This is a genomic window from Streptomyces sp. CBMA291 (assembly GCF_014596525.1).
Taxonomy (GTDB): domain Bacteria; phylum Actinomycetota; class Actinomycetes; order Streptomycetales; family Streptomycetaceae; genus Streptomyces.
Window position 1 is genome coordinate 1 of record NZ_MSJP01000031.1, and the last position, 24227, is coordinate 24227.

General features: G+C 70.8%; 22 protein-coding genes, 1 pseudogene and 1 riboswitch. Of the genes and pseudogenes, 16 read left to right on the top strand and 7 right to left on the bottom strand.

Going from position 1 to position 24227, the window contains the following annotated elements:
* Together BU197_RS08400 and BU197_RS08405 are read right to left on the bottom strand one after the other, a co-directional pair.
* Nucleotides 1-563 (bottom strand): annotated as a pseudogene (locus BU197_RS08400) (hypothetical protein); the annotation flags it as partial.
* A 64-nt stretch (nt 564-627) separates the two neighbouring features.
* On the bottom strand, nt 628-834 hold the full coding sequence (locus BU197_RS08405; protein ID WP_188267598.1) for a hypothetical protein: 207 nt from the start codon (nt 832-834) through the stop codon (nt 628-630).
* A 129-nt stretch (nt 835-963) separates the two neighbouring features.
* Here BU197_RS08405 and BU197_RS08410 point away from each other — a divergent pair, with 129 nt between their 5' ends.
* A complete protein-coding gene (locus BU197_RS08410) occupies nt 964-1938 on the top strand; it encodes a carbohydrate kinase family protein (RefSeq protein ID WP_188267599.1) in 975 nt (324 codons plus the stop codon).
* A gap of 191 nt (nt 1939-2129) precedes the next feature.
* Here BU197_RS08410 and BU197_RS08415 read toward each other — a convergent pair whose 3' ends face one another.
* On the bottom strand, nt 2130-3518 hold the full coding sequence (locus BU197_RS08415; protein WP_188267600.1) for a cysteine desulfurase/sulfurtransferase TusA family protein: 1389 nt from the start codon (nt 3516-3518) through the stop codon (nt 2130-2132).
* A 343-nt stretch (nt 3519-3861) separates the two neighbouring features.
* On the opposite strand from BU197_RS08415, the gene coxB reads away from it, so the two are divergent.
* From coxB to BU197_RS08435, 4 genes are all read left to right on the top strand, one after another.
* The gene (coxB, locus tag BU197_RS08420) at nt 3862-4827 is read left to right on the top strand and encodes a cytochrome c oxidase subunit II (RefSeq protein ID WP_188267601.1); all 966 of its coding nucleotides are present in this window, start codon (nt 3862-3864) and stop codon (nt 4825-4827) included.
* On the top strand, nt 4824-6560 hold the full coding sequence (ctaD, locus tag BU197_RS08425; protein WP_188267602.1) for a cytochrome c oxidase subunit I: 1737 nt from the start codon (nt 4824-4826) through the stop codon (nt 6558-6560). Before coxB ends, ctaD begins: the two co-directional genes overlap by 4 nt.
* The gene (locus BU197_RS08430) at nt 6557-6955 is read left to right on the top strand and encodes a cytochrome c oxidase subunit 4 (RefSeq protein ID WP_188267603.1); all 399 of its coding nucleotides are present in this window, start codon (nt 6557-6559) and stop codon (nt 6953-6955) included. The genes ctaD and BU197_RS08430 overlap by 4 nt, the downstream gene beginning before the upstream one ends.
* Before the next feature lie 123 nt (nt 6956-7078).
* The gene (locus BU197_RS08435) at nt 7079-8332 is read left to right on the top strand and encodes an Ig-like domain-containing protein (RefSeq protein WP_188267604.1); all 1254 of its coding nucleotides are present in this window, start codon (nt 7079-7081) and stop codon (nt 8330-8332) included.
* A gap of 95 nt (nt 8333-8427) precedes the next feature.
* On the opposite strand, the gene BU197_RS08440 is transcribed toward BU197_RS08435, so the two are convergent.
* The gene (locus BU197_RS08440; protein ID WP_188267605.1) at nt 8428-8829 is read right to left on the bottom strand and encodes a hypothetical protein; all 402 of its coding nucleotides are present in this window, start codon (nt 8827-8829) and stop codon (nt 8428-8430) included.
* A gap of 202 nt (nt 8830-9031) precedes the next feature.
* Here BU197_RS08440 and BU197_RS08445 point away from each other — a divergent pair, with 202 nt between their 5' ends.
* The 6 genes from BU197_RS08445 (at nt 9032) to BU197_RS08470 (ending at nt 16228) form a co-directional block, all read left to right on the top strand.
* The gene (locus tag BU197_RS08445; protein WP_188267606.1) at nt 9032-9652 is read left to right on the top strand and encodes a heme-copper oxidase subunit III; all 621 of its coding nucleotides are present in this window, start codon (nt 9032-9034) and stop codon (nt 9650-9652) included.
* Nucleotides 9653-9726: 74 nt separating this feature from the next.
* Nucleotides 9727-10536 (top strand): c-type cytochrome, encoded by an 810-nt coding sequence (locus BU197_RS08450; protein ID WP_188267607.1) that lies wholly within the window; start codon nt 9727-9729, stop codon nt 10534-10536.
* Nucleotides 10533-11585, top strand: coding sequence for a ubiquinol-cytochrome c reductase iron-sulfur subunit (locus tag BU197_RS08455; protein WP_188267608.1), 1053 nt, complete (start codon nt 10533-10535; stop codon nt 11583-11585). Before BU197_RS08450 ends, BU197_RS08455 begins: the two co-directional genes overlap by 4 nt.
* Nucleotides 11582-13207, top strand: coding sequence for a cytochrome b (locus tag BU197_RS08460; protein ID WP_188267609.1), 1626 nt, complete (start codon nt 11582-11584; stop codon nt 13205-13207). The genes BU197_RS08455 and BU197_RS08460 overlap by 4 nt, the downstream gene beginning before the upstream one ends.
* Nucleotides 13208-13336: 129 nt before the next feature.
* A complete protein-coding gene (gene trpD / locus BU197_RS08465) occupies nt 13337-14401 on the top strand; it encodes an anthranilate phosphoribosyltransferase (protein ID WP_188267610.1) in 1065 nt (354 codons plus the stop codon).
* Between the two features lie 86 nt (nt 14402-14487).
* Nucleotides 14488-14604, top strand: a riboswitch (SAM riboswitch).
* Between the two features lie 217 nt (nt 14605-14821).
* Nucleotides 14822-16228, top strand: coding sequence for an aminotransferase class V-fold PLP-dependent enzyme (locus BU197_RS08470; RefSeq protein ID WP_223183695.1), 1407 nt, complete (start codon nt 14822-14824; stop codon nt 16226-16228).
* A 69-nt stretch (nt 16229-16297) separates the two neighbouring features.
* On the opposite strand, the gene BU197_RS08475 is transcribed toward BU197_RS08470, so the two are convergent.
* Together BU197_RS08475 and BU197_RS08480 are read right to left on the bottom strand one after the other, a co-directional pair.
* The gene (locus tag BU197_RS08475) at nt 16298-16579 is read right to left on the bottom strand and encodes an Lrp/AsnC family transcriptional regulator (RefSeq protein ID WP_188267611.1); all 282 of its coding nucleotides are present in this window, start codon (nt 16577-16579) and stop codon (nt 16298-16300) included.
* A complete protein-coding gene (locus BU197_RS08480) occupies nt 16576-17310 on the bottom strand; it encodes a rhomboid family intramembrane serine protease (protein ID WP_317452277.1) in 735 nt (244 codons plus the stop codon). Before BU197_RS08480 ends, BU197_RS08475 begins: the two co-directional genes overlap by 4 nt.
* Nucleotides 17311-17467: 157 nt before the next feature.
* Here BU197_RS08480 and BU197_RS08485 point away from each other — a divergent pair, with 157 nt between their 5' ends.
* From BU197_RS08485 to BU197_RS08505, 5 genes are all read left to right on the top strand, one after another.
* Nucleotides 17468-17710: a hypothetical protein gene (locus tag BU197_RS08485; RefSeq protein ID WP_188267612.1), complete on the top strand. Its 243-nt coding sequence runs from the start codon at nt 17468-17470 to the stop codon at nt 17708-17710.
* 33 nt (nt 17711-17743) lie between these two features.
* The gene (locus BU197_RS08490) at nt 17744-19108 is read left to right on the top strand and encodes an NYN domain-containing protein (RefSeq protein WP_188267613.1); all 1365 of its coding nucleotides are present in this window, start codon (nt 17744-17746) and stop codon (nt 19106-19108) included.
* A gap of 256 nt (nt 19109-19364) precedes the next feature.
* Nucleotides 19365-20411, top strand: a complete 1047-nt coding sequence (locus tag BU197_RS08495; RefSeq protein WP_188267614.1) for an NlpC/P60 family protein — start codon at nt 19365-19367, stop codon at nt 20409-20411.
* A 195-nt stretch (nt 20412-20606) separates the two neighbouring features.
* Nucleotides 20607-21620: an NlpC/P60 family protein gene (locus BU197_RS08500; protein ID WP_188267615.1), complete on the top strand. Its 1014-nt coding sequence runs from the start codon at nt 20607-20609 to the stop codon at nt 21618-21620.
* A 140-nt stretch (nt 21621-21760) separates the two neighbouring features.
* On the top strand, nt 21761-22984 hold the full coding sequence (locus tag BU197_RS08505) for a hypothetical protein (RefSeq protein ID WP_317452276.1): 1224 nt from the start codon (nt 21761-21763) through the stop codon (nt 22982-22984).
* Between the two features lie 31 nt (nt 22985-23015).
* On the opposite strand, the gene BU197_RS08510 is transcribed toward BU197_RS08505, so the two are convergent.
* On the bottom strand, nt 23016-24185 hold the full coding sequence (locus BU197_RS08510) for a thymidylate synthase (protein WP_223183694.1): 1170 nt from the start codon (nt 24183-24185) through the stop codon (nt 23016-23018).
* Between the last annotated feature and the right edge of the window lie 42 nt (nt 24186-24227).

Genomic DNA, 24227 nt, shown 5'->3' on the forward strand with positions numbered 1-24227 from the left:
CTCGGCGGCGTCCCGCCCCGCCCCGGCTTGGGCTCGCCCGGCGGCGGGCAGGCCGGTCCGTCCAGACAGGCATCGCCCAGCGGCCCGCCGTCGTACCAGGCGTACGACCAGCTCCCCGGCGCCTTCCGGGCCACGTCGAGCCGCGCTCCGGCGCCGTCCTTCGCGGGCCTGATCGTCCAGACGTCCTCCACCAGGACCGGGCTCCCGGAAAGACCGAGCGCCGCGGCCAGCCTGGTCACCTCCGCCGAGGTGACCAGGCCCTCGGGCCGGTGGACCGCGGCCGAGGAGGGCCCTTGGGGGAGTGGGCCCTTGGCTGTGTAGACGGTTCCGCCGGGACCGCCGCCGGGGTCGGGCTCACCCGGCGCGATCCCGGGCCCGCCCGGCGCCGCGGAGACGGTACCGCCCGCCGCACGGGGTGCCGGGGACTCCGTCGCCCGGTCCGCCACGACGTCACCGGCGGCCGCCGCCAGACAGACCCCGCCGCCACCGGCGAGCAGGACGCCCGCCGCCACCGAGGCGGCCAGCGCGCCCCGCCGCCTCCGCACGTTCTCCGTACCGCTCACCGCGACTCCCTCGTCTCGATCGGATGCCGATGGGACGGTACGGGGCGGCCGGCGGTTCCGCTCGTCAGGAGCCGTACTCGGCGGTGGCCGCGATCAGGCGGGCCGAGGCCGCCGGAACCACGACCCCGTGGATCGCGGCGGGGGAGACCGGCGCGGGCGCCGGGGAGACCGGAGAGACCCAGTGCGGAGCCATCCGTGCCCCGGCGCCGCGCAGCTCGGCGAGGCTGAACTCGGACTCGTGTCGCTCACGCGGAGCGGGGTACGTGGTCATGGGCGCACCGTACGCACCTCACGCCCCTGGGGAAAAGGCCTACTCTGGGGTAGTTTCCACTGTTCGGCAGGGGCTGTCCCAACGGGTAGCGTGAACTGTCCCTACCCATATCCCGCAGGAGCACTCGCCGTGCGTATCGCAGTCACCGGCTCCATCGCCACCGACCACCTCATGACCTTCCCCGGCCGGTTCGCCGACCAACTGGTGGCCGACCAGCTCCACACGGTGTCCCTCTCCTTCCTCGTCGACAACCTGGACGTGCGCCGCGGCGGCGTCGGCCCCAACATCTGCTTCGGCATGGGCCAGCTGGGCGGCACCCCGATCCTGGTCGGCGCGGCAGGCTCCGACTTCGACGAGTACCGCGCCTGGCTCGACCGGCACGGCGTCGACACCGGCTCGGTGCGCATCTCCGAGGTCCTGCACACCGCCCGCTTCGTGTGCACCACGGACCAGGACCACAACCAGATCGGCTCCTTCTACACCGGAGCCATGAGCGAGGCCCGGCTGATCGAGCTCAAGGCCGTCGCCGACCGCGTCGGCGGTCTTGACCTGGTCCTGATCGGCGCCGACGACCCCGAGGCCATGCTCCGCCACACGGAGGAGTGCAAGACGCGGGGGATCCCCTTCGCCGCCGACTTCTCGCAGCAGATCGCCCGGATGGACGGCGAGGAGATCCGCACCCTCCTCGACGGCGCCACCTACCTCTTCTCCAACGAGTACGAGAAGGGCCTCATCGAGTCGAAGACCGGTTGGACCGAGAGCGAGATCCTCTCCCGCGTCGGCCACCGGGTCACCACCCTCGGCTCGCGCGGAGTGCGCATCGAGCGCGTCGGCGAGGACCCGATCGAGGTCGGCTGCCCCGAGGAGAACGCCAAGGTCGACCCGACCGGCGTCGGCGACGCCTTCCGCGCCGGTTTCCTCACCGGTCTGTCCTGGGGCGTCGGCCTGGAGCGCGCCGCCCAGCTCGGCTGCATGCTGGCCACCCTGGTCATCGAGACCCTCGGCACCCAGGAGTACACCCTGGGCCGCGCCAACTTCATGGAGCGCTTCACCAAGGAGTACGGCGAGGACGCCGCCGCCGAGGTCCGCACCCACCTGTCCTGACCGGACGAGGCCCGAGGGCCCCGGAGGCGCGCACCACCGCCTCCGGGGCCCTCGCGCCTTCCGGCCCGCCGAGGCCCGCCGCCCCACCGGAAGCCCGGCCCGCAGGGCCGCACCCCCGGGCCCGGCCCGCAGGACGCTCCGGGCCCCGGCCCTGGCCCGTAAGGCCCCGGCCCCGGCCCGTAAACCCCCGCCTACCCCACCCGCCGCACCACGTACGCCACCCCGCCCCGCTCCGAGGGCTCCTCGCCCACGTACTCCTGGCCGCGCATCTCGCACCAGGCCGGGATGTCGAGCCGGGCCGCCGCGTCGTCCGCGAGGACCGTCACCGTGGCCCCGGGCGGGACGTCGCCGATCACCTTCGCCAGCTCGATCACCGGGACGGGGCAGCGCTTGCCCAGCGCGTCCACCACGAGCGGGCCCGCGTTGTCCGAAGGGGCCGCAGCCGGGGCGACCGGGGCGCCCAGCCGTTCCCGTACGCCCGCCACCACCCCCGGCAGCACCTCCAGGAAGCGGTCCACGTCCTCGGCCGCCGTGCCGGCGGGCAGCGACACCCGGACGTTCCCCTCGCTCAGCACCCCCATCGCGCGCAGCACATGGCTGGGGGTCAGCGTCGAACTCGTACACGAAGAACCGGACGAAACGGAGAAACCCTCCCGGTCCAGCTCGTGCAGCAGGGTCTCCCCGTCGACATAGAGACAGGAGAACGTCACCAGATGGGGGAGCCGCAGCACCGGGTCGCCCACCACCTCCACCTCCGGCACCAGCTCCGGCACCCGCGCCCTGATCCGGTCCACCAGGGCCCGCAGCCGCGCCCCCTCGGCCGCCGCCTCCGCCCGTACCGCCCGCAGCGAGGCCGCCGCAGCCACGATCGCCGGCAGGTTCTCGAAGCCGGGCGCCCGGCCCGACTCCCGCTCGTCCGAGGGACCTTGCGGCGCGAACCTGACGCCCTTGCGGACGGCGAGCAGCCCCACCCCCGCCGGACCGCCCCACTTGTGCGCGCTCGCCGCGAGCAGCGACCAGCCCTCCGCCACCGGCCCCCAGCCGAGCGACTGGGCCGCGTCCACCAGGAGCGGCACACCCGCCGCCCGGCAGGCCCCGGCCACCTCGGCCACCGGCTGCTCGGTGCCCACCTCGTGATTGGCCGACTGGAGACAGGCCAGGGCCGTCCCGGCGTCGAGCGCCGCCGCGAACCCCGCCGCGTCCACCGCGCCCGTCCGGCCCACCGGCACCTCGGTCACGGTGCCGCCCGCCGCCGCGTGCGCCTCGGCCGCGTGCAGGACGGAGGAGTGCTCGACCGAGGAGACCACGAGCCGGTTCCCGGCCCGGCGGCGCCCCGCCAGGGCCCCGGCGACCCCGGCGTGCACCGCACGTGTCCCCGAAGGAGTGAAAGACAGCTCGTCCGGACGACAGCCCACCGCCTCCGCCGCGGCCTCCCGCGCCGCGTCCAGGAGCAGCCGGGCCCGCCGCCCCTCCCGGTAGAGCCGGGCGGGGTCGGCCCAGCCCTCGTCCAGGGAGGCGAGCAGTGCCTGGCGGGCGACGGGGTGCAGCGGGGCGGCGGACGCGGCGTCGAAGTACGGCATCCGCCCACGGTAGGGCCTGGACCGGACGGGTGTCCGACCGGGCGCCCCGGGGGTCCGTACGGGACCGCCCGGCCGGGGTGAGCCCTCGTCAGAAGGGGCGCGCGGCACGCCGTGAGACCCCCGAACGGGTGTCTTCGGACCCCCGGCGGAACGCCGGAGTCCACCCCTTCGGGGGCTCGGACGGCGCGTTGGGCACCCTCCCCGCGCGACCCCAAATAGCGTCCAGTAGGGTTTGGTCCGCATAAACATCCAAACCCCTGCCCGCGGCCGGGGCGGCGACCGACCAGCGAGACGGACGGCCGTGGCCGACCACTGCGGGCCGAGACTCTCGGGAAGGCGCTACGTGAGTCCCAACGGCTCCGACCGCTCGTCGCGGCGCCCGATGCGGCGGAAGCTGCCGCAGGTGCTGACTGCGGGCCTGATCCTGGCGACAGCCACAGGCTGCTCGTACAACTGGGAAGACTTCCCCCGCCTTGGCATGCCCACCCCCGTCACGGAAGAGGCGCCTCGGATCCTCTCCCTGTGGCAGGGCTCCTGGGCCGCCGCCCTCATCACGGGCGTCCTGGTATGGGGCCTGATCCTCTGGGCCACCATCTTCCACCGGCGCAGCCGGACCAAGGTCGAGGTACCTCCGCAGACCCGTTACAACATGCCCATCGAGGCGCTGTACACGGTCACTCCGCTGATCATCGTCTCGGTGCTCTTCTACTTCACCGCACGCGACGAGTCGAAGCTCCTTGAGCTCTCCCCCAAGCCTGCCCACACCATCAACGTGGTCGGCTACCAGTGGAGCTGGGGCTTCAACTACGTCGAGGACGTGCCCGGTGTGAAGGGTGACGCCAAGACGGACAAGAACCTCGCCTCGATCCCGGACAAGTTCCTCGCGGACTTCCCGGCGAACGCGGGCGGTGTCTACGACGCCGGCATCCCCGGCGACCGCAACCCCCAGACCGGCAACCCGGGTCCGACCCTGTGGCTGCCCAAGGGCGAGAAGGTCCGGTTCGTCCTGACCTCGCGTGACGTCATCCACTCCTTCTGGGTCGTTCCCTTCCTGATGAAGCAGGACGTCATCCCGGGTCACACCAACTCCTTCGAGGTGACCCCGACGCGGGAAGGCACCTTCCTCGGCAAGTGCGCCGAGCTGTGCGGTGTCGACCACTCCCGGATGCTCTTCAACGTCAAGGTGGTCTCTCCGGAGCGCTACCAGCAGCACCTGAAGGAGCTGGCCGAGAAGGGGCAGACCGGCTACATCCCGTCTGGCATCGAGCAGACGGACCCGGCCAGGAATGCGGAGAAGAACCAACTGTGAGCATCCACAACGAAACCCAGGGTGCCGCCGCAGCTGAGGACTCGTACGAGAACGAGCTGCCCGTACGGCGCAAGCAGCCCGGCAACGTCGTGATCAAGTGGCTGACCACCACCGACCACAAGACGATCGGCACGCTCTACCTGGTCACGTCGTTCGTCTTCTTCTGCATCGGCGGACTCATGGCGCTCTTCATGCGCGCCGAGCTGGCCCGTCCGGGTACGCAGATCATGTCGAACGAGCAGTTCAACCAGGCGTTCACGATGCACGGCACGATCATGCTGCTGATGTTCGCGACGCCGCTGTTCGCCGGTTTCGCGAACTGGATCATGCCGCTTCAGATCGGCGCGCCCGACGTGGCGTTCCCGCGGCTGAACATGTTCGCCTACTGGCTCTACCTGTTCGGCTCGATCATCGCGGTGGCCGGCTTCCTCACCCCGCAGGGTGCGGCCGACTTCGGCTGGTTCGCCTACTCCCCGCTGTCGGACGCGGTCCGCTCGCCGGGCGTCGGCGCCGACATGTGGATCATGGGTCTGGCCTTCTCAGGCTTCGGCACGATCCTCGGTTCGGTCAACTTCATCACCACGATCATCTGCATGCGTGCTCCGGGCATGACGATGTTCCGCATGCCGATCTTCACCTGGAACGTGCTGCTGACCGGTGTCCTGGTCCTGCTCGCCTTCCCCGTGCTGGCGGCGGCGCTGTTCGCCCTGGAGGCGGATCGCAAGTTCGGTGCCCATGTCTTCGACGCGGCCAACGGCGGCGCCTTGCTGTGGCAACACCTCTTCTGGTTCTTCGGACACCCAGAGGTGTACATCATCGCCTTGCCCTTCTTCGGCATCATCTCCGAGGTCATCCCGGTCTTCAGCCGCAAGCCGATGTTCGGCTACATCGGTCTGGTGGCCGCGACCATCGCGATCGCCGGTCTGTCCGTGACCGTGTGGGCCCACCACATGTACGTCACCGGCGGCGTGCTCCTGCCGTTCTTCTCCTTCATGACGTTCCTCATCGCCGTACCGACAGGCGTGAAGTTCTTCAACTGGATCGGAACGATGTGGAAGGGCTCACTGTCCTTCGAGACACCGATGCTCTGGGCCGTCGGCTTCCTGATCACCTTCACCTTCGGTGGTCTGACCGGCGTCATCCTGGCCTCGCCCCCGATGGACTTCCACGTCTCCGACTCGTACTTCGTCGTGGCGCACTTCCACTACGTGATCTTCGGTACGGTCGTCTTCGCGATGTTCTCCGGCTTCCACTTCTGGTGGCCGAAGTTCACCGGCAAGATGCTGGACGAGCGCCTCGGCAAGATCACGTTCTGGACGCTGTTCGTGGGCTTCCACGGCACCTTCCTGGTGCAGCACTGGCTGGGTGCCGAGGGCATGCCGCGTCGTTACGCGGACTACCTGGACGCCGACGGCTTCACCGCCCTGAACACGATCTCGACGATCTCCTCCTTCCTGCTCGGTCTGTCGATCCTGCCGTTCTTCTACAACGTCTGGAAGACCGCCAAGTACGGCAAGAAGATCGAGGTCGACGACCCGTGGGGCTACGGCCGTTCGCTTGAGTGGGCGACGTCCTGCCCGCCGCCGCGGCACAACTTCCTCACCCTGCCCCGGATCCGTTCGGAATCCCCGGCGTTCGACCTGCACCACCCTGAGATCGCGGCCGTCGACCAGCTTGAGAACAAGCCGCACGAGGCCGAAGCCCTCACGGGCGGCAAGGAGGCCGGCAAGTGAAGATCCAGGGCAAGATGTTCATCTGGCTGAGCGTCTTCATCCTCGCCGTCGCGATCCTGTACGGCGTGTGGGCGAAGGAGCCGGTCGGTGCGACGGCGCTGTTCCTGGCGTTCGGCCTGGCCATCATGATCGGCTTCTACCTTTCGTTCACGGCCCGGCGCGTCGACGCGCTGGCCCAGGACGACAAGGAGGCCGACGTCGCGGACGAGGCCGGCGAGGTGGGCTTCTTCGCTCCGCACAGCTGGCAGCCGCTGTCGCTGGCCACCGGTGGTGCCCTGGCCTTCCTCGCGATCGCGATGGGCTGGTGGCTGCTGTACTTCTCCGCCCCGCTGATCCTCGTCGGCCTGTTCGGCTGGGTCTTCGAGTTCTACCGCGGCGAGAACCAGAACCAGTAGCGGTACCCCGCTCCACACCGGAGCACACGGAGGGGCCCGGACGCTTCGTCACCGAAGCGGCCGGGTCCCTCTTTCGCCGTAGTCGGGCGCGCTGCCTCGGCGGTTTGTTCTTACGGTGAACTCATGAACGACACGCCGCGCATCAGGACCGCCGTGAGCTGCACCCTGCTGGCCTTCACCGTCACCGCGGGCGCCACGGCGTGTGCGGGTTCCGACGCCCACCCGCTGTCGGGACGGGCCTACGACGCGGCCGCGCAGCTCGCGGTCAACGCACCCGCCAAGGGCGCCAAGGCGGACCCCGAGAAGCCTCTGGAGGTCACCGCCAAGGGCGAGGACGGACGGATCGCCGACGTCACCGCCGTCGACGCCTCGGGCCACCATCTGGCGGGCGAACTCACCGCCGACGGGAAGCGCTGGCGCTCCACGGCGTCCCTCGCCGCGGGCGCCCGCTACACCGTCCGGGTGGCCACCGAAGACGAGGACGGCGCTCCAGGCGCCCGTACGTTCACGTTCGAGACGGCTCCGGCCAAACGGGCCCTCACCGTCGAGTTCGGCCCGGAGGAGGGCACCTACGGCGTCGGGCAGCCGATCACCGCCGACCTCAGCCTCCCCGTCAAGGACCGCAAGGACCGCACGGTCGTCGAACGGGCCCTCAGAGTCCGCTCCACCCCCTCCGTCGAGGGTGCCTGGTACTGGGTGGACGACAAGAAGCTGCACTTCCGCCCCAAGGAGTACTGGCCCGCCGGGACGCAGGTCACGGTCACGGGCAACCTGGACGGGCTCAAGGTCGGCGACAAGCTCTACGGCGGCGCCTCCACACCGCTCAAGCTCACCATCGGCGACCGGATCGAGGCCGTCGCGGACGCCGAGGCGCACTCCATGACCGTGGAGCGCAACGGAGAAGTGATCAACACCATTCCGGTGACCACCGGGAAATCGGGATACTCCACCCGAAACGGGATCAAAGTGGTCCTCGGCAAGGAGTACTTCGTCCGGATGCGCGGCGCCAGCATCGGCATCTCCGAGGGCAGCTCCGACTCGTACGACCTGCCCGTCTACTACGCCACCCGGGTGACTTGGAGCGGCGAGTACGTCCACGCCGCCCCCTGGTCCGTCGGCTCCCAGGGCATGGAGAACGTCAGCCACGGCTGCATCGGCATGTCGACGGGGAACGCGGCCTGGTTCTACGAGACCGTGCGCCCCGGCGACATCGTGAGGACCGTCAACAGCTACGGCGACACCATGGACACCTTCGGCAACGGCTTCGGCGACTGGAACATGCCCTGGGCCGACTGGCGCAAGGGCAGCTCCCTGGTGGAACCCACCGGCGAGCCCGTCCCCGCCGCCCAGAAGGCCCGTCTGCGGCCCTCCCTCTGACCCGGACGGCCCGGAGGCCCGGACAGCCCGACGGCACGCGTCGACTCGCGTCGGCGCGTGCCGTCCCACGGGATTCCCGGCCCGGCGCGCCCGGCCTACGCGTCGATCGAGAGCCGTGCGCGCAGCAGGGCCGCCAGCGACGCCGCGAACTCCACCGGTTCCACCGGAAGGGTGATCGCGGCGTCCGCGCGGCTCCAGGTGGCCAGCCAGGCGTCCTGCGGGCGCCCGATGAGCAGCAGCACCGGCGGGCACCGGTACACCTCGTCCTTGATCTGCCGGCAGACGCCCATGCCTCCGGCGGGCGCCGCCTCGCCGTCCAGGACGCACACGTCGATCCCGCCCTCGTCCAGGCGCTTCAGGACCGCCGGCAGCGTCGCGCACTCCACGAACCGCACCGGAGGCACGTCGGAGGCGGGCCTGCGCCCGGCCGCCAGCCGTACCTGCTCGCGGGTGTTCGCGTCGTCGCTGTAGACCAGGACCGTGGCACTCGACTGCATCGTTCCTCCGGCTGGGAAGGCGGGCGGTCGTCGTCGACCGATGCGCGGGATGCTACTCCGCTCCACTCTCCGTCAACACCCGTTCCGCACCCGTTCGAAGGGTGCCGGAGGGCCCTCGGACTGGGCCGTTCGGGCAGGACACACCCCTCTGACACTCCGAACGGCACCCCCCGGAGTGAGGGCGGGATAAGCGACCGACATAATGTCGGTCGTGGCGACAGTAACGACAGTAGAAACAGGGCACGCGCACCCGTCGGTCAATCGACCGAACCTCACCAGCGTCGGAACCATCATCTGGTTGAGCTCCGAGCTGATGTTCTTCGCGGCCCTCTTCGCGATGTACTTCACCCTGCGATCGGTGACGGGTGCCGAGTTCTGGGCAGAAAAGGCTTCGGCCTTGAACTTCCCGTTCTCGGCGACCAACACCACGGTCCTGGTGCTCTCCTCTCTCACCTGCCAGCTCGGCGTCTTCGCCGCCGAGCGGGGTGACGTGAAGAAGCTCCGGACGTGGTTCATCATCACGTTCGTGATGGGTTCGATCTTCATTGGCGGCCAGGTCTTCGAGTACACCGAGTTGGTCAAGCACGAGGGCCTCTCGCTCTCGTCCGACCCGTACGGCTCGGTGTTCTACCTGACCACCGGCTTCCACGGACTGCATGTGACGGGCGGACTCATCGCCTTCCTGCTGGTCCTGGGCCGGACGTACGCCGCCAAGAGGTTCACTCACGAGCAGGCAACCGCCGCCATCGTCGTGTCCTACTACTGGCACTTCGTCGATGTCGTCTGGATCGGCCTCTTCGCCACGATCTACATGATCAAGTAATCGGTCCCGCCGACCCGGCGGACCGAGACATCCAGCAAGCATCGACGCAGAAGATCCTGACACCGGGGTAATCCGTGAAAAAGCTCTCCACACGACGACGCCATCCGCTGGCGGCGGTCGTCGTCCTACTTCTCGCGCTGGCGGCCACTGGGGGGCTGTACGCCGCGTTCGCGCCCGCGGGCACCGCGAAGGCCGATGAGACCGCCCAGTCCCTCGCCATCGAGGAGGGTAAGAAGCTCTACTCCGTCGGCTGCGCCAGCTGCCACGGAACCGGCGGTCAGGGCACCACTGACGGCCCCTCCCTCGTCGGCGTCGGCTCCGCGGCCGTCGACTTCCAGGTCGGCACGGGCCGTATGCCGGCCCAGCAGCCGGGCGCCCAGGTCCCGAAGAAGAAGGTCATCTACTCGCAGGCTGAGATCGATCAGCTCGCGGCGTACATCGCCTCTCTCGGCGCCGGTCCGATCACTCCGACCGAGGGCCAGTACAACCCCGCGGGTGCCGACTCCTCCCGGGGTGGCGAGCTGTTCCGCAACAACTGCGCCCAGTGCCACAACTTCACCGGCCAGGGTGGCGCGCTGACCCACGGCAAGTACGCACCGAACCTCGAAGGCGTGAGCCCGAAGCACCTCTACGAGGCCATGCAGACCGGCCCGCAGAACATGCCCTCCTTCCCGGACGCGACCATGCCGGAGCAGCAGAAGAAGGACATCATCGCGTACGTCCAGGCCGTCAACAGTGACAAGACGGACAGTCCGGGCGGTCTCTCGCTCGGTGGTCTCGGCCCCGTCAGCGAGGGCCTGTTCGCCTGGATCTTCGGACTGGGCGCGCTGATCGCAGTTGCCATCTGGGTCGCGGCCCACACCGCTAAGGCCAAGAAGTCATGAGTAGCCAAGAGATTCCTGAAGAGACACTGCCGGCAGGGCAGGACACCGCGCACGGCGCGGTGAAGGTCGCCGACGACCCGTTCGCCGACCCGGGGCTGCCGCCCCACAAGCCGCGCATCCAGGACATCGACGAGCGTGCCGCTCGTCGTTCCGAGCGTGCGGTCGCCTTCATGTTCACGCTGTCGATGCTGGCCACCATCGGCTTCATCGCCTCGTACGTGATCTTCCCGGTCGACAAGATCGTGTACATCTGGCCGTTCGGCCGGGTGTCCGCGCTCAACTTCTCGCTGGGCTGGACCCTCGGTCTCGCGCTCTTCTTCATCGGCGCGGGCGCGGTCCACTGGGCCCGCACCCTGATGTCCGACGTCGAGATCGCGGACGAGCGGCACCCGATGGAGGCCGACGCCGAGACCAAGGCCAAGGTCATGGCGGACTTCGCGGCCGGTGCCGCCGAGTCCGGCATGGGCCGCCGCAAGCTCATCCGCAACACGATGTTCGGCGCGCTGGCCCTGGTGCCGCTCTCCGGCGTCGTCCTGCTGCGCGACCTGGGCCCGCTGCCCGAGAAGAAGCTCCGGACCACCCGGTGGGCCAAGGGGCTTCAGCTCATCAACATGAACACGCACGAGCCGCTGCGTCCCGAGGACGTCGCGGTGGGCTCGCTGACCTTCGCGATGCCGGAAGGCCTGTCGGAGCACGACGAGCACTTCCAGACCGAGATCGCCAAGGCCGCCCTGATGATCGTCCGGATCCAGCCGGAGGACATCAAGGACAAGCGCGAGCTGGAGTGGTCCCACCAGGGGATCGTCGCGTTCTCGAAGATCTGCACCCACGTGGGCTGCCCGATCTCCCTGTACGAGCAGCAGACGCACCACGTCCTCTGCCCGTGCCACCAGTCCACCTTCGACCTCTCCGACGGCGCCCGCGTCATCTTCGGCCCGGCCGGTCACCCGCTTCCGCAGCTGCGGATCGGTGTGAACGACAAGGGCTTCCTTGAGGCGCTCGGCGACTTCGACGAGCCCGTCGGCCCTGCCTTCTGGGAGCGCGGATGAGCACCGTGACCGATACGACGAAGAAGGCGCCCGCCGGTGAGCGGGTGGCCGACTGGGCCGATGGACGCCTGGGGATCTACACCCTGGCCAAGTCCAACATGCGGAAGATCTTCCCGGACCACTGGTCCTTCATGCTGGGCGAGATCTGCCTCTACAGCTTCCTCATCATCATCCTGACGGGCGTCTATCTGACGATGTTCTTCCACCCGTCGATGAACGAGGTGGAGTACGTCGGACCGTACGTCCCGCTCCAGGGACAGCTGATGTCCGAGGCGTTCAACTCGACCATGACGATCTCCTTCGAGGTCCGCGGTGGTCTGCTGATCCGCCAGATCCACCACTGGGCCGCGCTGATCTTCCTGGCCGGCATGTTCGTGCACATGATGCGCGTCTTCTTCACCGGCGCGTTCCGCAAGCCGCGTGAGATCAACTGGCTGTTCGGCTTCCTGCTGTTCTTCCTGGGCATGTTCACCGGTTTCACCGGTTACTCGCTCCCGGACGACCTGCTCTCCGGCACCGGTGTCCGCTTCATGCAGGGCGCGATCCTGTCCGTGCCGATCGTCGGTACGTACCTGTCGATGTTCCTGTTCGGCGGCGAGTTCCCCGGCGGCGACTTCGTGGCCCGGTTCTACTCGGCCCACGTCCTGCTGCTGCCCGGCATCATGCTCGGCCTCGTGGTCGCCCACCTCATCCTGGTGTTCGTCCACAAGCACACGCACTTCGCCGGTCCCGGCCGGACGAACAAGAACGTCGTCGGCATGCCGCTGATGCCGGTCTACATGGCCAAGGCCGGAGGCTTCTTCTTCCTGGTCTTCGGTGTCATCGCGATCATCGCGGCCGTCGCCTCGATCAACCCGATCTGGGCCATCGGCCCGTACCGGCCGGACATGGTGTCCACCGGCGCCCAGCCCGACTGGTACATGGGCTTCGCCGAGGGTCTGATCCGTGTCATGCCGGGCTGGGAGATCAACCTGTGGGGCCACACGCTGGTCCTCGGTGTGATGATCCCGCTGGCGATCTTCCCCGTGGTCCTCGCGGCGATCGGTGTCTACCCGTTCATCGAGTCCTGGATCACCGGCGACAAGCGCGAGCACCACATCGCGCAGCGCCCGCGCAACGCTCCGACGCGCACCGCCTTCGGTGTCGCCTGGCTCACCGCGTACATGGTCATGCTCGTGGGTGGTGGAAACGACCTCTGGGCGACCCACTTCCACCTGTCGATCAACTCGATCACCTGGTTCGTCCGGATCTTCTTCTTCCTGGGCCCGGTGCTCGCGTTCATCGCCACCAAGCGGATCTGCCTCGGCCTCCAGCGCCGGGACAAGGACAAGGTGCTGCACGGGCGCGAGTCCGGCATCATCAAGCGCCTGCCGCACGGTGAGTTCGTCGAGGTCCACGAGCCGCTCAGCCAGGGCGAGATGCACCGCCTCACGGCGCACGAGCAGTACGCCGCCGCCGAGCTGCCGCCGGCCGTCGACGAGAACGGTGTGGAGCGCAAGACCGGGCCTTTCGAGAAGCTCCGGGTCAAGCTCAACAAGGGCTACTACGGCGACGACAGCCAGATCGCCAAGCCCACGGCCGAGGAGTACAAGGAGATCCAGAGCGGCCACGGCCACCACTGATCACTTGAACGCCTGACCGAACAGGTCGCCACGGCAGGAGCCCCGTCCATTCGCTGGACGGGGCTCTTTGCCGTTCCCCGGGATGGATAGGGTGGGTCCGTATCCGTCTTGTACTCATCAGGAGCTGCCATGAGCGCTGCGACCCCCGCTGGAGGACCTACGTCGGCGGGCCGCTCCTGGCCGGCCGTACTGAACACCCTGCTGACCGGAGGCGACCTCAGCACCGAGGAATCCGCCTGGGCCATGGACAACATCATGAGCGGCGAGGCCACCGACGCGCAGATCGCCGGGTTCGCGGTCGCGCTGCGGGCCAAGGGCGAGACCGTCGAGGAGATCACCGGTCTGGTCCGCGCGATGTACGCGCACGCCAGCACGATCGAGGTGCCCGGCCGGTCCGTGGACATCGTCGGCACCGGCGGTGACGGTGCCAAGACGGTCAACATCTCCACCATGTCGGCGATCGTCGTCGCCGGGACCGGCGCCAAGGTCGTCAAGCACGGCAGCCGGGCGGCCTCCTCCGCCTCCGGCGCCTCCGACGTCCTGGAGAAGCTCGGCGTCAATCTGGAGCTGACGCCGAAGCGGGTGGCCGAGGTCGCCGAGGAAGCCGGGATCACCTTCTGCTTCGCGGTGAAGTTCCACCCGTCCCTGCGCCATGTCGCCACCGCCCGCGGCCAGCTCGGCGTACGGACCGTCTTCAACTTCCTGGGCCCGCTCACCAACCCCGCCCGGGTCAAGGCACAGGCCACGGGCGTGGCCGATGCCCGGATGGCGCCGATCCTGGCCGGGGTGCTCGCCGAGCGCGGCTCCTCCGCCCTCGTCTTCCGGGGCGACGACGGGCTCGACGAGCTGACCACCACCGCCACCTCCCGGGTCTGGGTGGTCCGGGACGGAAGGGTGACCGAGGAGGCCTTCGACCCCCGGGACGTCGGCGTCGACCTGGTCCCCGTGGAGGCGCTGCGCGGCGCGGACGCCTCGTACAACGCCGATGTCGCCCGTCGGCTGCTCGCGGGGGAGACCGGGCCGGTACGGGACGCGGTGCTGCTCAACTCCGCCGCCGCCCTGACCGCGCTCGACCCGGGCAGCGGCAGCCTCGCCGAGCAGATCAGGGGCGGGATGGAACGGGCGGCCGAGGCCATCGACTCCGGCGCCGCCCGACGGCTCCTGGAGCGCTGGGTGGCCGTCAGCAACGCCTGAGCCGTTCGCCGTTCACTCCACGACCCCGGTCCATCATGCGGACCGGGGTCGTGTGCGTGGTCGATCATGTGGCAAGATGCTCCCCAGGTCACGAGTGACAGCGTTTAGGCCCCGGCTTGCTGTCCGGCAACCCTCCGTCCGTGGCGGGGTGCCCCGGGTGATGACCAGGCCGTAGGCAGCGAGGTCTACGGCAAGCGCGGACCCCTCGAACACCAGGGGTCCTGGTCTGTCGAGGAGCTTTTTCCGTGAGCAAGCGAATGCGATAGGGCGAGTCCGCCCCTTCTTCACCCTTGGACCAGGGTCTCTTCCGCGTACCTTCGCGCACCCGTGCCGTCCGAGGTCTCCACCCGTACCCCGCCGTACCCGGCCGCGTACGGGACCACCGAAGCCATTCAGCACCGCCCGCCGGGAGATATCGCCATGTCCGCACGCCCTGACGCCCTCGCCACCGCCGCCGCCACCGTCGAGACCGCCGCCGAGTCCGCCGACCCCTGCTGCGCCGCCCCGCTGCCCGTCCTCGGCCGGGACGTCACCGTCCCGCTCGTCACCGGCGGCGAGGTGACCTACGCGGCGCTCGACTACGCGGCCAGCGCCCCGGCCCTCCAGCGCGTCTGGGACGACGTCGCCGCGTACGCCCCCTACTACGGCAGCGTCCACCGGGGCGCGGGCTACCTCTCCCAGCTCTCCACCGACCTCTTCGAGAACAGCCGCGCCACCGTCGCCGAGTTCCTCGACTGCCGCGCCGACGACCAGGTCGTCTTCACCCGCTCCACCACCGACTCGCTGAACCTGCTGGCCAGGGTCGTCCCCGAGGAGTGCGAGGTCTTCGTCTTCGAGACCGAGCACCACGCCTCGCTGCTGCCCTGGAACGACGCCCGCGTCACCTATCTGAGTGCCCCCCGCACCCCCTCCCAGGCGGTCGAGACCCTGGAGCGGGCGCTCGCCGACCGCGACCCCTACGGGCCCGCCCTGGTCTGCGTCACCGGCGCCTCCAACGTCACCGGCGAGCTGTGGCCGGTACGGGAACTGGCCGCCGCCGCCCACGCGCACGGCGCCCGGATCGTCCTCGACGCCGCCCAGCTCGCGCCCCACCACCCGGTCTCCGTGCGCGACCTCGACGTGGACTGGATCGCCTTCTCCGGCCACAAGCTGTACGCGCCCTTCGGCTCCGGCGTGCTCGCCGGTCGCGCCGACTGGCTCCAGGCGGCCGAGCCCTACCTGGCGGGCGGCGGCGCCTCCCGCACGGTGGCCCGCCGCGCCGACGGCGGCGTGGACGTCGAGTGGCACACCACCGCCGCCCGGCACGAGGCCGGTTCCCCCAACGTCATCGGCGTCTACTCCATCGCCTCCGCCTGCAAGGCGCTCACCGAGGCGGGCTTCGACTCCCTCGTCGCCCGCGAGCGGCACCTGATCGCCAAGGTCCGGGCGGGTCTGGCCGAGGTCCCCGAGGTCAAGGTGCTCTCGCTGTTCGGCGACGACGCGCCCCGGGTCGGCGTCATCTCCTTCGTCGTGGCGGGCTGGAACAGCTCCCACTTCGCCGCCGCGCTCTCCGCCGAGTACGGCATCGGCGTCCGCGACGGTCTGTTCTGCGCCCACCCGCTGGTCCGCACGCTGCTCGGCAGCGACCCGCAGGACCCGGGCGAGTGCGGCGCCCCGGACGCGGCTCCCGGCGAGCGCTCCCTGAACGCCATCCGGGTGAGCTTCGGCGCCGGTACGCCGGACGAGCACGTGGAGCGGTTCGTGGGCGCGGTGAAGGCGCTGGTCCGGGACGGGGCCCAGTGGAAGTACCGCACGGAGGACGGCCGCTGCGTCCCCGACCGCGGCTGATCACTCACTCGTACGGGTGAAGGGGGCCTCCCGCCGGGAGGCCCCCTTCGTCATGCCGCGTACCGGGTCTCAGGACTCCAGACCGATGGCGAAGGCCGCCTCCAGGTCGTGCTGGGAGTAGGTGCGGAAGGCGACGTGGGTGTCCGTGGCCTCGACGCCGGGGATCTTGCTGATGCTGCCGGGGATGACGTCCGCCAGGTCGTCGTGGCGGGAGACCCGGACCATCGCGATGAGGTCGTAGGTACCGGTCACCGAGAAGACCTCGCTGACGCTGTCGAGCCCGGCGATCGACTCGGCGATCTCGGGGATGCGGTCCACGCTGGTCTTGATGAGCACGATCGCGGTGATCACGGCTGGCTTTCTCCCTCGGTGGCCGCGGTTTGGGCTTTCACTCTATCCCCACCCCGGTAGCGCCCCCAGGCGTAGAGGAAGCCGACGGAGAAGCCCACCACGTGGGCCAGATAGGCGACGCCGGGTCCCGCGCCCGCCGCCCGCGCGGCCAGCCACTGGAGCACGAACCAGAAGATCAGCACGATCCAGGCGGGGAAGCGCAGCGGCAGGAAGAAGAGGAAGGGGAAGAGGCTGGTGACCCGGGAACGCGGAAAGAGGAAGAGGAAGGCCCCGAGCACCCCGGAGATCGCCCCCGACGCCCCCACCAGGGTCTGCTCGCTGCCGGCGTGCGCCACCGCGTACCCCAGCAGGGCGAGATAGCCGGTGCCCAGATAGAAGAGGGCGAATCCGGCCGCGCCCATGCGTTCTTCGGCCATCGCGCCGAAGACGTACAGGAAGAGCATGTTTCCCAGCAGATGGAGCCAGCTGCCGTGGACGAAGAGCGCGGTGAGCGGGGTGAGCAGGGCGTGCGGCTCCCCGGCGAGGAGTTCGGCGGGGACCACGCCCCAGCTGCGGAAGTACAGGCCCTGCGCCGCGAGGAGCTGTTCCCCGGTGCCGTGACCGGGGTCGAGTCCGGACGCCGGACTGAGGGCGAAGAGCAGACAGCAGGCGGCGATCAGGCCGTACGTCACCGCGGGTCCGCCCCGGACGCCCTGCCAGGCGCCGAGGGTCCTGTCTCGCCAGTCGGTCACGGACAGATCATGGCGTACCGGGGCCGAAGTGGACAGAGTGCCTCGCCGTGCCGTCGGGTGGCGGCGAGGCCGTAGGGTTGCTGCCAGTACAACCGCAGTTCGACGGCGCACCGCGGCTCCCGTACCTGGCCCACGCAACAGGAAGAAGGACGGACCGATGACGACGGTTCCCTCGCCGACCGACGAGACCCGCTGGCGCTGCACGCTCTGCGGCAATCTGACCCGTTTCGATGTGACGCGCTCCTCGAAGGTCGTCGAGTTCGTCCATCTGGACCTCGCGGGTGATCCCACGGTCGAGGAGCGGCAGGTGGTCAGTGAGACCATCGAGTCGGTCCGCTGCCGCTGGTGCAACGCGGTGGACCAGATCGAACTGGTGGACAGGCCGGGCGCCGCTTCCTGAGGGACGGCGCGGACGACATAGGGGTGACGGATCGTGGAGCAGCCCGCGCGCGGTGGAGAACCGACCGGCGCGGCAGGTGACGCTGCCGAGACGCTCGACCATCCGCTGCCGGAAGGCGTACGGCGCAAGGTCGTGGCGCTGGTCGCCGACGCCTTCGGCGGGCTGACCGTCGCCGAGCTGCCCGCGCCGCTGCGGCAGTACGCCCGTTTCACCGCGAGCCGGCGGGCCAAGTTCGCCGGGAACGCGATGGCGGCGGCGCTGGAGAGCGATCCGCTGTTCCGTCAGCGGATCGGCGAGCGCTTCCGGCAGGGCCATCCCGAACTGGCCGGGCCCGTGGAGAGCGGCACCCCGCCCGCCGCCGCCGACCCCGTGGACGTCGCGGCGGCGGCCTATGTGCTGCGCCCGCCGGGCTGGGTCAAGCTGGTGGCCGCCGCGGGCGAGGAGGCCCAGCGCGCCGACGCCGAGCGGGCCGACGAGGCCGGGCGGCGCGAGGTGGAGCGGCTGCGCGAGGAACTGGCCGCCGCCCGGGAGCGCATCCGCACCGAGACCGAGCAGCTCCGGCACGACCTGGAGGCTGCCCGCAAGGAGACCGAGGCGCTGCATCGCAAGCTGCGCAGCGCCCAGAGCGACGTGAAGCGGGGCGAGGCCGCGCTGCGCCGGGTGCGGGGGGAGACCGAGGCGGCGCGGACGGAGGCGGCGGCGCAGGTGTCGGCCGCCGAGAGCGAGAGCAGGCGGCTGAAGGCGCGGCTCGGCGAGGTCGAGGCGGCCCTTGAGGCGAGCCGCAGGACGGCCCGCGAGGGGCGTTCGGTGGAGGACATGCGGCTGAGGCTGCTGCTCGACACGGTCCTCGACGCGGCGCAGGGGCTCCGGCGCGAGCTGGCGCTGCCGCCGGTCTCGCTGCATCCGGCCGATCTGGTGGACGCGGTGGAGCCGGGGCGGATGTCCCCGAAGGACATCGCGGCGCGGGCGCTCTCGGAGACCGATCCGGCGCTGCTCGACCAGCTGCTGGCGCTGCCTCAGGCCCATCTGGTCGTCGACGGCTACAACGTCACCAAGACCGGCTATCCGACGATGCCGCTGGAGAAGCAGCGGCTGCGGCTGCTCGGCAGCCTCTCGGCGCTCGCGGCCCGTTCGGGCGCCGAGGTGACCTGCGTCTTCGACGGGGCGGAGCTGGCGGCGCCGGTGCTGCTCGCGCCGCCGCGCGGGGTGCGGGTGCTGTTCTCCAAACCGGGGGTGACGGCGGACGAGCTGATCCGTCAGCTGGTACGGGCGGAGCCGGGGGGCCGGCCGGTCGTGGTGGTCTCCACCGATCGCGAGGTGGCCGACGGGGTGGCGAAGGCGGGGGCGCGTCCGGTGGCGTCCGCCTTGTTGTTGAAGCGGCTTTCGCGGCTCTCGTGACGCATCGCAACTCCTGGGCGTAATGCCCGGATTATGGGTGGCGCACCGTCAAGTTGCCCTCACTGCCCGTGCGATATGTGTAAAGAAAACAGGCGAGAGCGATATTTTTGCCGGTGGGATTTGAACTGATCACAACTTGGTCACTAGGGTCGGCCTTCGAACCTTCGCGCGGTCGACCATCCATCCGGGGTGGCAGCGGAGGAACCGCCTGCCCCTGACCGGTTGGGCGGCTCTGAGGAAGAAGGAGATCGCCTTCGTGGCGTCCCACCGTCGACCCAAGCAGCCGAGCCGCACCCGCGTGACCGTGCTCACCGCGACCGCCGCAGCCGCCGTCGCCCTCTCCGCCCAGTCCGGAGCCCAGGCAGCCCCCAAGCCCAAGATCGACGAGGTCAAGGCGAAGGTCGACGCCCTGAACCACGAGGCCGAAGAGGCCACCGAGCAGTACAACCTCGCCGAAGAGCGCCGCACGACCCTCCAGAAGGAGATCGGCGCCCTCCAGGACAAGGTGGCCCGGGGCCAGCAGGAACTCAACACCCTGCGTGACCAGATCGGTTCGGTCGCCAGCGCCCAGTACCGCTCCGGCGGCATCGACCCGGCCCTTCAGCTCTTCCTCTCCGCCGACCCGGACACCTATCTCGACAAGGCGTCCGCGATCGACCAGCTGAGCGCCCAGCAGGCCGACGTCCTCACCTCGATCCAGGCCAAGCAGCGCACCCTCGCGCAGCAGCGCGCCGAGGCCGGCACGAAGCTGGCCGACCTTGAGGACGTCCGCAAGACCCTCGGCGCCAAGAAGAAGAAGTTCCAGGGCAAGCTGGCCGAGGCCCGCACGCTCCTGAACACCCTGACGGCCGCCGAGCGGGCCAAGATGCAGGAGCAGGAGCGGCAGAAGGAGCAGCGCGCCAGCCGCGCCGCCACCGACCGCGTCGAACTCGGCAACGAGGTCCCCGCGAACGGCTTCGGCGCCGCCGCCCTCGCCGCCGCCCACACCCGCCTCGGCATGCCGTACGCCTCCGGCCACGAGGGCCCCTCCTCGTTCGACTGCTCGGGTCTGACCCAGTGGGCCTACGGCAAGGCGGGCGTCGGCCTCTCCCGGGTCACCTACACGCAGCAGAACGACGGCGTGAAGATCAGCCGCAGCCAGCTCAAGCCCGGCGACCTGGTCTTCTTCAACGGCCTCTCGCACGTCGGCCTGTACGCGGGCAACAACACGATCCTGCACGCCCCCAAGCCGGGCGCGAACGTGCGCTACGAGTCGATGAACTACATGGGCACGTTCCAGTTCGGCGTGCGCATCGCGGGCTGACGCCCCCGCGACCCGCCCCGCGACACCGCCCGAACGGGTGGTTCGCATCGGCCTCTGCCGACTGACGCCCCGCCGGTGACCTGTGGTCTCCGGCGGGGCGTCACTTTATGTGCCTTTCGCCTTCGTTGGACGCGGGCCGCGCAACGGCTACTCTCTGCCGCGCCAGTCTGCGTAGAGCCGAACGGAGCGCGATTCGTGGCGTCCCACCGCCGACCCGCCGCCAGGGTCACCGTCCTCACCGCCGCCGCGGCCACCGCCGCCGCGTCCCTCGGGGCCGTCCCCGCGAGCGCCGACCCCGGGACGGGAACCGCCGCCACCCGCGCCACCGTCGACCGTCTCTTCGAGGAGGCGGAGAAGGCCACCGAGGGCTACAACCAGGCGGACGAGAAGGCGGACGCGCTGCGCCGGACGGTCTCCCAGGCACAGGACGCCCTCGCCCGCGGCCAGGAGCGCGTCAACCGCATGCGGGGCGCCCTCGGCTCGGCCGCCGGAGCCCAGTACCGCTCCGGCGGCATCGATCCCTCCCTCGCCCTGCTGCTCTCCTCCGACCCCGACACCTATCTCGACCGGGCCGCCACCCTCGACCGCCTCACCACCCGGCAGAGCACCGTCCTCGGCGAACTCCGCCGGGAGCGGCGAAGGCTCGACCAGCGACGGGCCGAGGGCCGCCAGGCCCTCGCCGAGCTGGAACGCAGCCGCGCCGAGGTCGCCCGCCACAAGCGGACCGTCGAACACAAACTCGCCGAGGCCCGCCGGGTGCTCGCCCGCCTCACCGCCGCACAGCGCGCCGACTTCGACCGGGGCTCCCGCTCCGGCGGACGCGCCGGGGAACTGCCGCCGCTCGCCGACCTCGGCCCGGCCTCCTCCCGCGCCGCCGCCGCGGTGCTCGCCGCCCGCAGCGTGATCGGCAGGCCGTACGTGTGGGGCGCCACGGGACCGTCCGCCTTCGACTGCTCGGGCCTGATGGTCTGGGCGTACCGGCAGGCGGGCGTCAGCCTGCCCCGCACCTCCCAGGCCCAGCGGTACGCGGGCCGTCAGGTGCCGCTCTCCCAGGCCCAGCCCGGCGACCTCGTCACCTACCGGGGCGACGCCAGCCATGTCGCCCTCTACGCGGGCAACGGCCAGGTCATCCACGCCCCCTACCCGGGCGCCCGGGTCCGCTACGACCCGGTGAACATGATGTCGCACATCACGGTCACACGGGTCTGAGCGGGGCCTGAGCGGGGTTTGAGGGAGAGGCCCGAGAGGGGGCGGAGCCGCCCGCTCCGGCGAGGCCGAGGCGCCGGGCTCCGCCGCGCGGCGGCCCCGCCGGCCGCGTCACCCGTCCCCTCGACCGTACGATCGGAGGCGTGGCAGGTCAGGGGTGTGGAGCGCGGCGGCCGGTGGCCGGCTGGCTGCCGGTCCTGCTGCTCGTCCTCGCCGGGCTCGTCGGCTGCACCGCGAAACCGCCCGCCGAACCGGCCACCCGGGAGGCGCAGGCCCTTCTCGACCGGTACGCCCACGCGCTCCTCGCCCGCGACGAGCCCGGCTACCTCGCCGCGCTCGACCCCGGCTACGCCCCGACCGCGCTCACCGTCTACCGGCGGCTCGCCGCCGTGCCGCTCGACGGCTGGACGTACCGGGTCACCGGCACCGAACGCACCGCCCCCGACCGGATCACCGCCCGCGCCGAACTCGGCTACCGGCTGACCGGTCACGACCGGCGGCCCGCCACCGGCGCCCGGGTCCTCGACCTCGTCCGGCGCGGCGGACGCTGGTACGTCACCGGCGACCGGCCCGACCGGGGCGCGCCCCGGCAGCTGTGGGAGCAGGGGGACGTGACGCCCGTCCAGGGCTCCCGCTCGCTCGTCCTCGGCGTCGGGCAGAGCGCCGAGCGGCTCCGGGAGATCGCCGGGGCGGCCGACCGCGCGGTCCCCGTCGCCGCCGCCTCCTGGCCCGGGGACTGGGACCGGAAGCTCGTCGTCCTCGTCCCCGCCACCCTCGACGGCATGGGTGAACTCCTCGGCGCGCCGGGCTCCGGCTACCGGGGCATCGCCGCCGTCACCACGGGGGAGACCCGGGGCGGTACGGACGCCCCGGCGGACCGGGTGATCGTCAACCCGGAGGCGTACGGGCTGCTGGGCGACTTCGGCCGGCAGTTCGTCCTCACCCATGAGACCGTCCATGTCGCCACCCGCGCCGCCACCACCCCGGCCACCCCCGTCTGGCTCTCCGAGGGCTTCGCCGACTGGGTCGCCTACCGGGGCGCGGGCCGCACTCCGGCGCAGGCGGCGCCCGAGCTGCGCCGCGCGGTCCTGGCGGGGGAGGTGCCCGCCCGGCTGCCCGAGGACGAGGAGTTCTCCTTCGGCGGGGACGCGGAGGCGCTGGCGCGGGCGTACGAGGGCGGCTGGCTGGCCTGCGCGCTGATCGCGAACCGCTGGGGCGAGGAGCGGCTGACCGCGTTCTACCGCGCGGTCGGGGCGGCGGCGTCCCGGGAGGGTGCGGTGGAGGCGGCCCTGCGGGAGGTCCTGGGCACCACCCCGGAGCGGTTCACCGCCGACTGGCGGGCGTACGTCCGGGAGCGGCTGGGCTGACCCGGGCCCGGTCCGGTCCGGTGTCGGGGTGTCAGAGGACGCCCACCAGCACGATGACCAGGGCGGGCAGGGCGATGAAGACCGTGCCGAGGTAGACGGCGAGGACCCAGCGGTGCTCGGCGGCGACCCGGGCCAGGTTCTCGGCGCAGTACAGCGGTACGGGACGCAGGAGCGGGATCACGTAGATCACGACGATGGCGAAGAGGTTGTAGATCAGATGGACGAAGGCGGCTTGCAGGCCGATCTTCGCGTCCGGTCCGGCGCCCGCGAAGGCGGCGAAGACCACGGTGAACGTGGTGCCTAGGTTGGAGCCGACGACCACCGGATACACCTGCGCCGGGGTCAGGATGCCCGCTCCCGCGAAGGGGACGAGGACGGAGGTGGTGATCGTGGAGGACTGGGTGACGACGGTGACCGCCATGCCCGAGGCCATGGCGAGGTAGGCGTTGCGGCCGACGGCCCTGACCAGGATGTCCCTGGCCCTGCCGACCATCAGCAGCTTGAGCAGCCTTCCCAGGTAGCGGACGGCGACCAGGATGAGCAGGGCGCCGATCACGATGGTGAACAGCGGGCCCAGGGTGCTGCTGATGTGCGAGGTCGCCTGGATCACGCCGTGTTCCACCGGCCGGGTGGCCGCCCGGATGACGTTGAAGTGGGCGGGGTTCGGCAGCCAGTCCCTGCCGTACAGGGCGTCGGTGAGTGCTCCGCTGATGCCCCGCAGCGGATGCCAGATCAGTTCGACGGGGAAGAAGACGAGCAGCGCGAGCCAGTTGTAGAAGTCGTGGACGGTCGAGGCGCCGAGCGCCCTGCGGAACTCCGCGCGGTCGCCGATGAAGGTCAGGGCGACCAGGCTCGTCGTGACGGTGGTGCCGACGTTCGCGCCGAGGATGATGGGGATCGCGCCCTCGATGGGCAGTGCGCCCGAGCCGACGGCGGTGACGGCGATGGCCGTCGTCGTGGTCGACGACTGGATGAGGACCGTGCCGAGGACGCCGACGCTGAGTCCGACCCAGGGGTGCGCGGCGAAGGCGAACATGGTGTGCGCCGCGTCGGTGCCGAGCCCCGCGAAGCCCCGGCTGATGATGCTCACGGCGCAGATCAGCAGGTAGATCAGCCCGGCGACACCGCACCAGCCGAGGACTTGGGTCCACAGGGGGAGCCGAAGGGCTTCGGCGCCGCGCTCGGTCGTGGCCTCCGCCATGGCCCCAGGCTACGAGCGCCAGCCGGGGGACGCGCGGGGCCG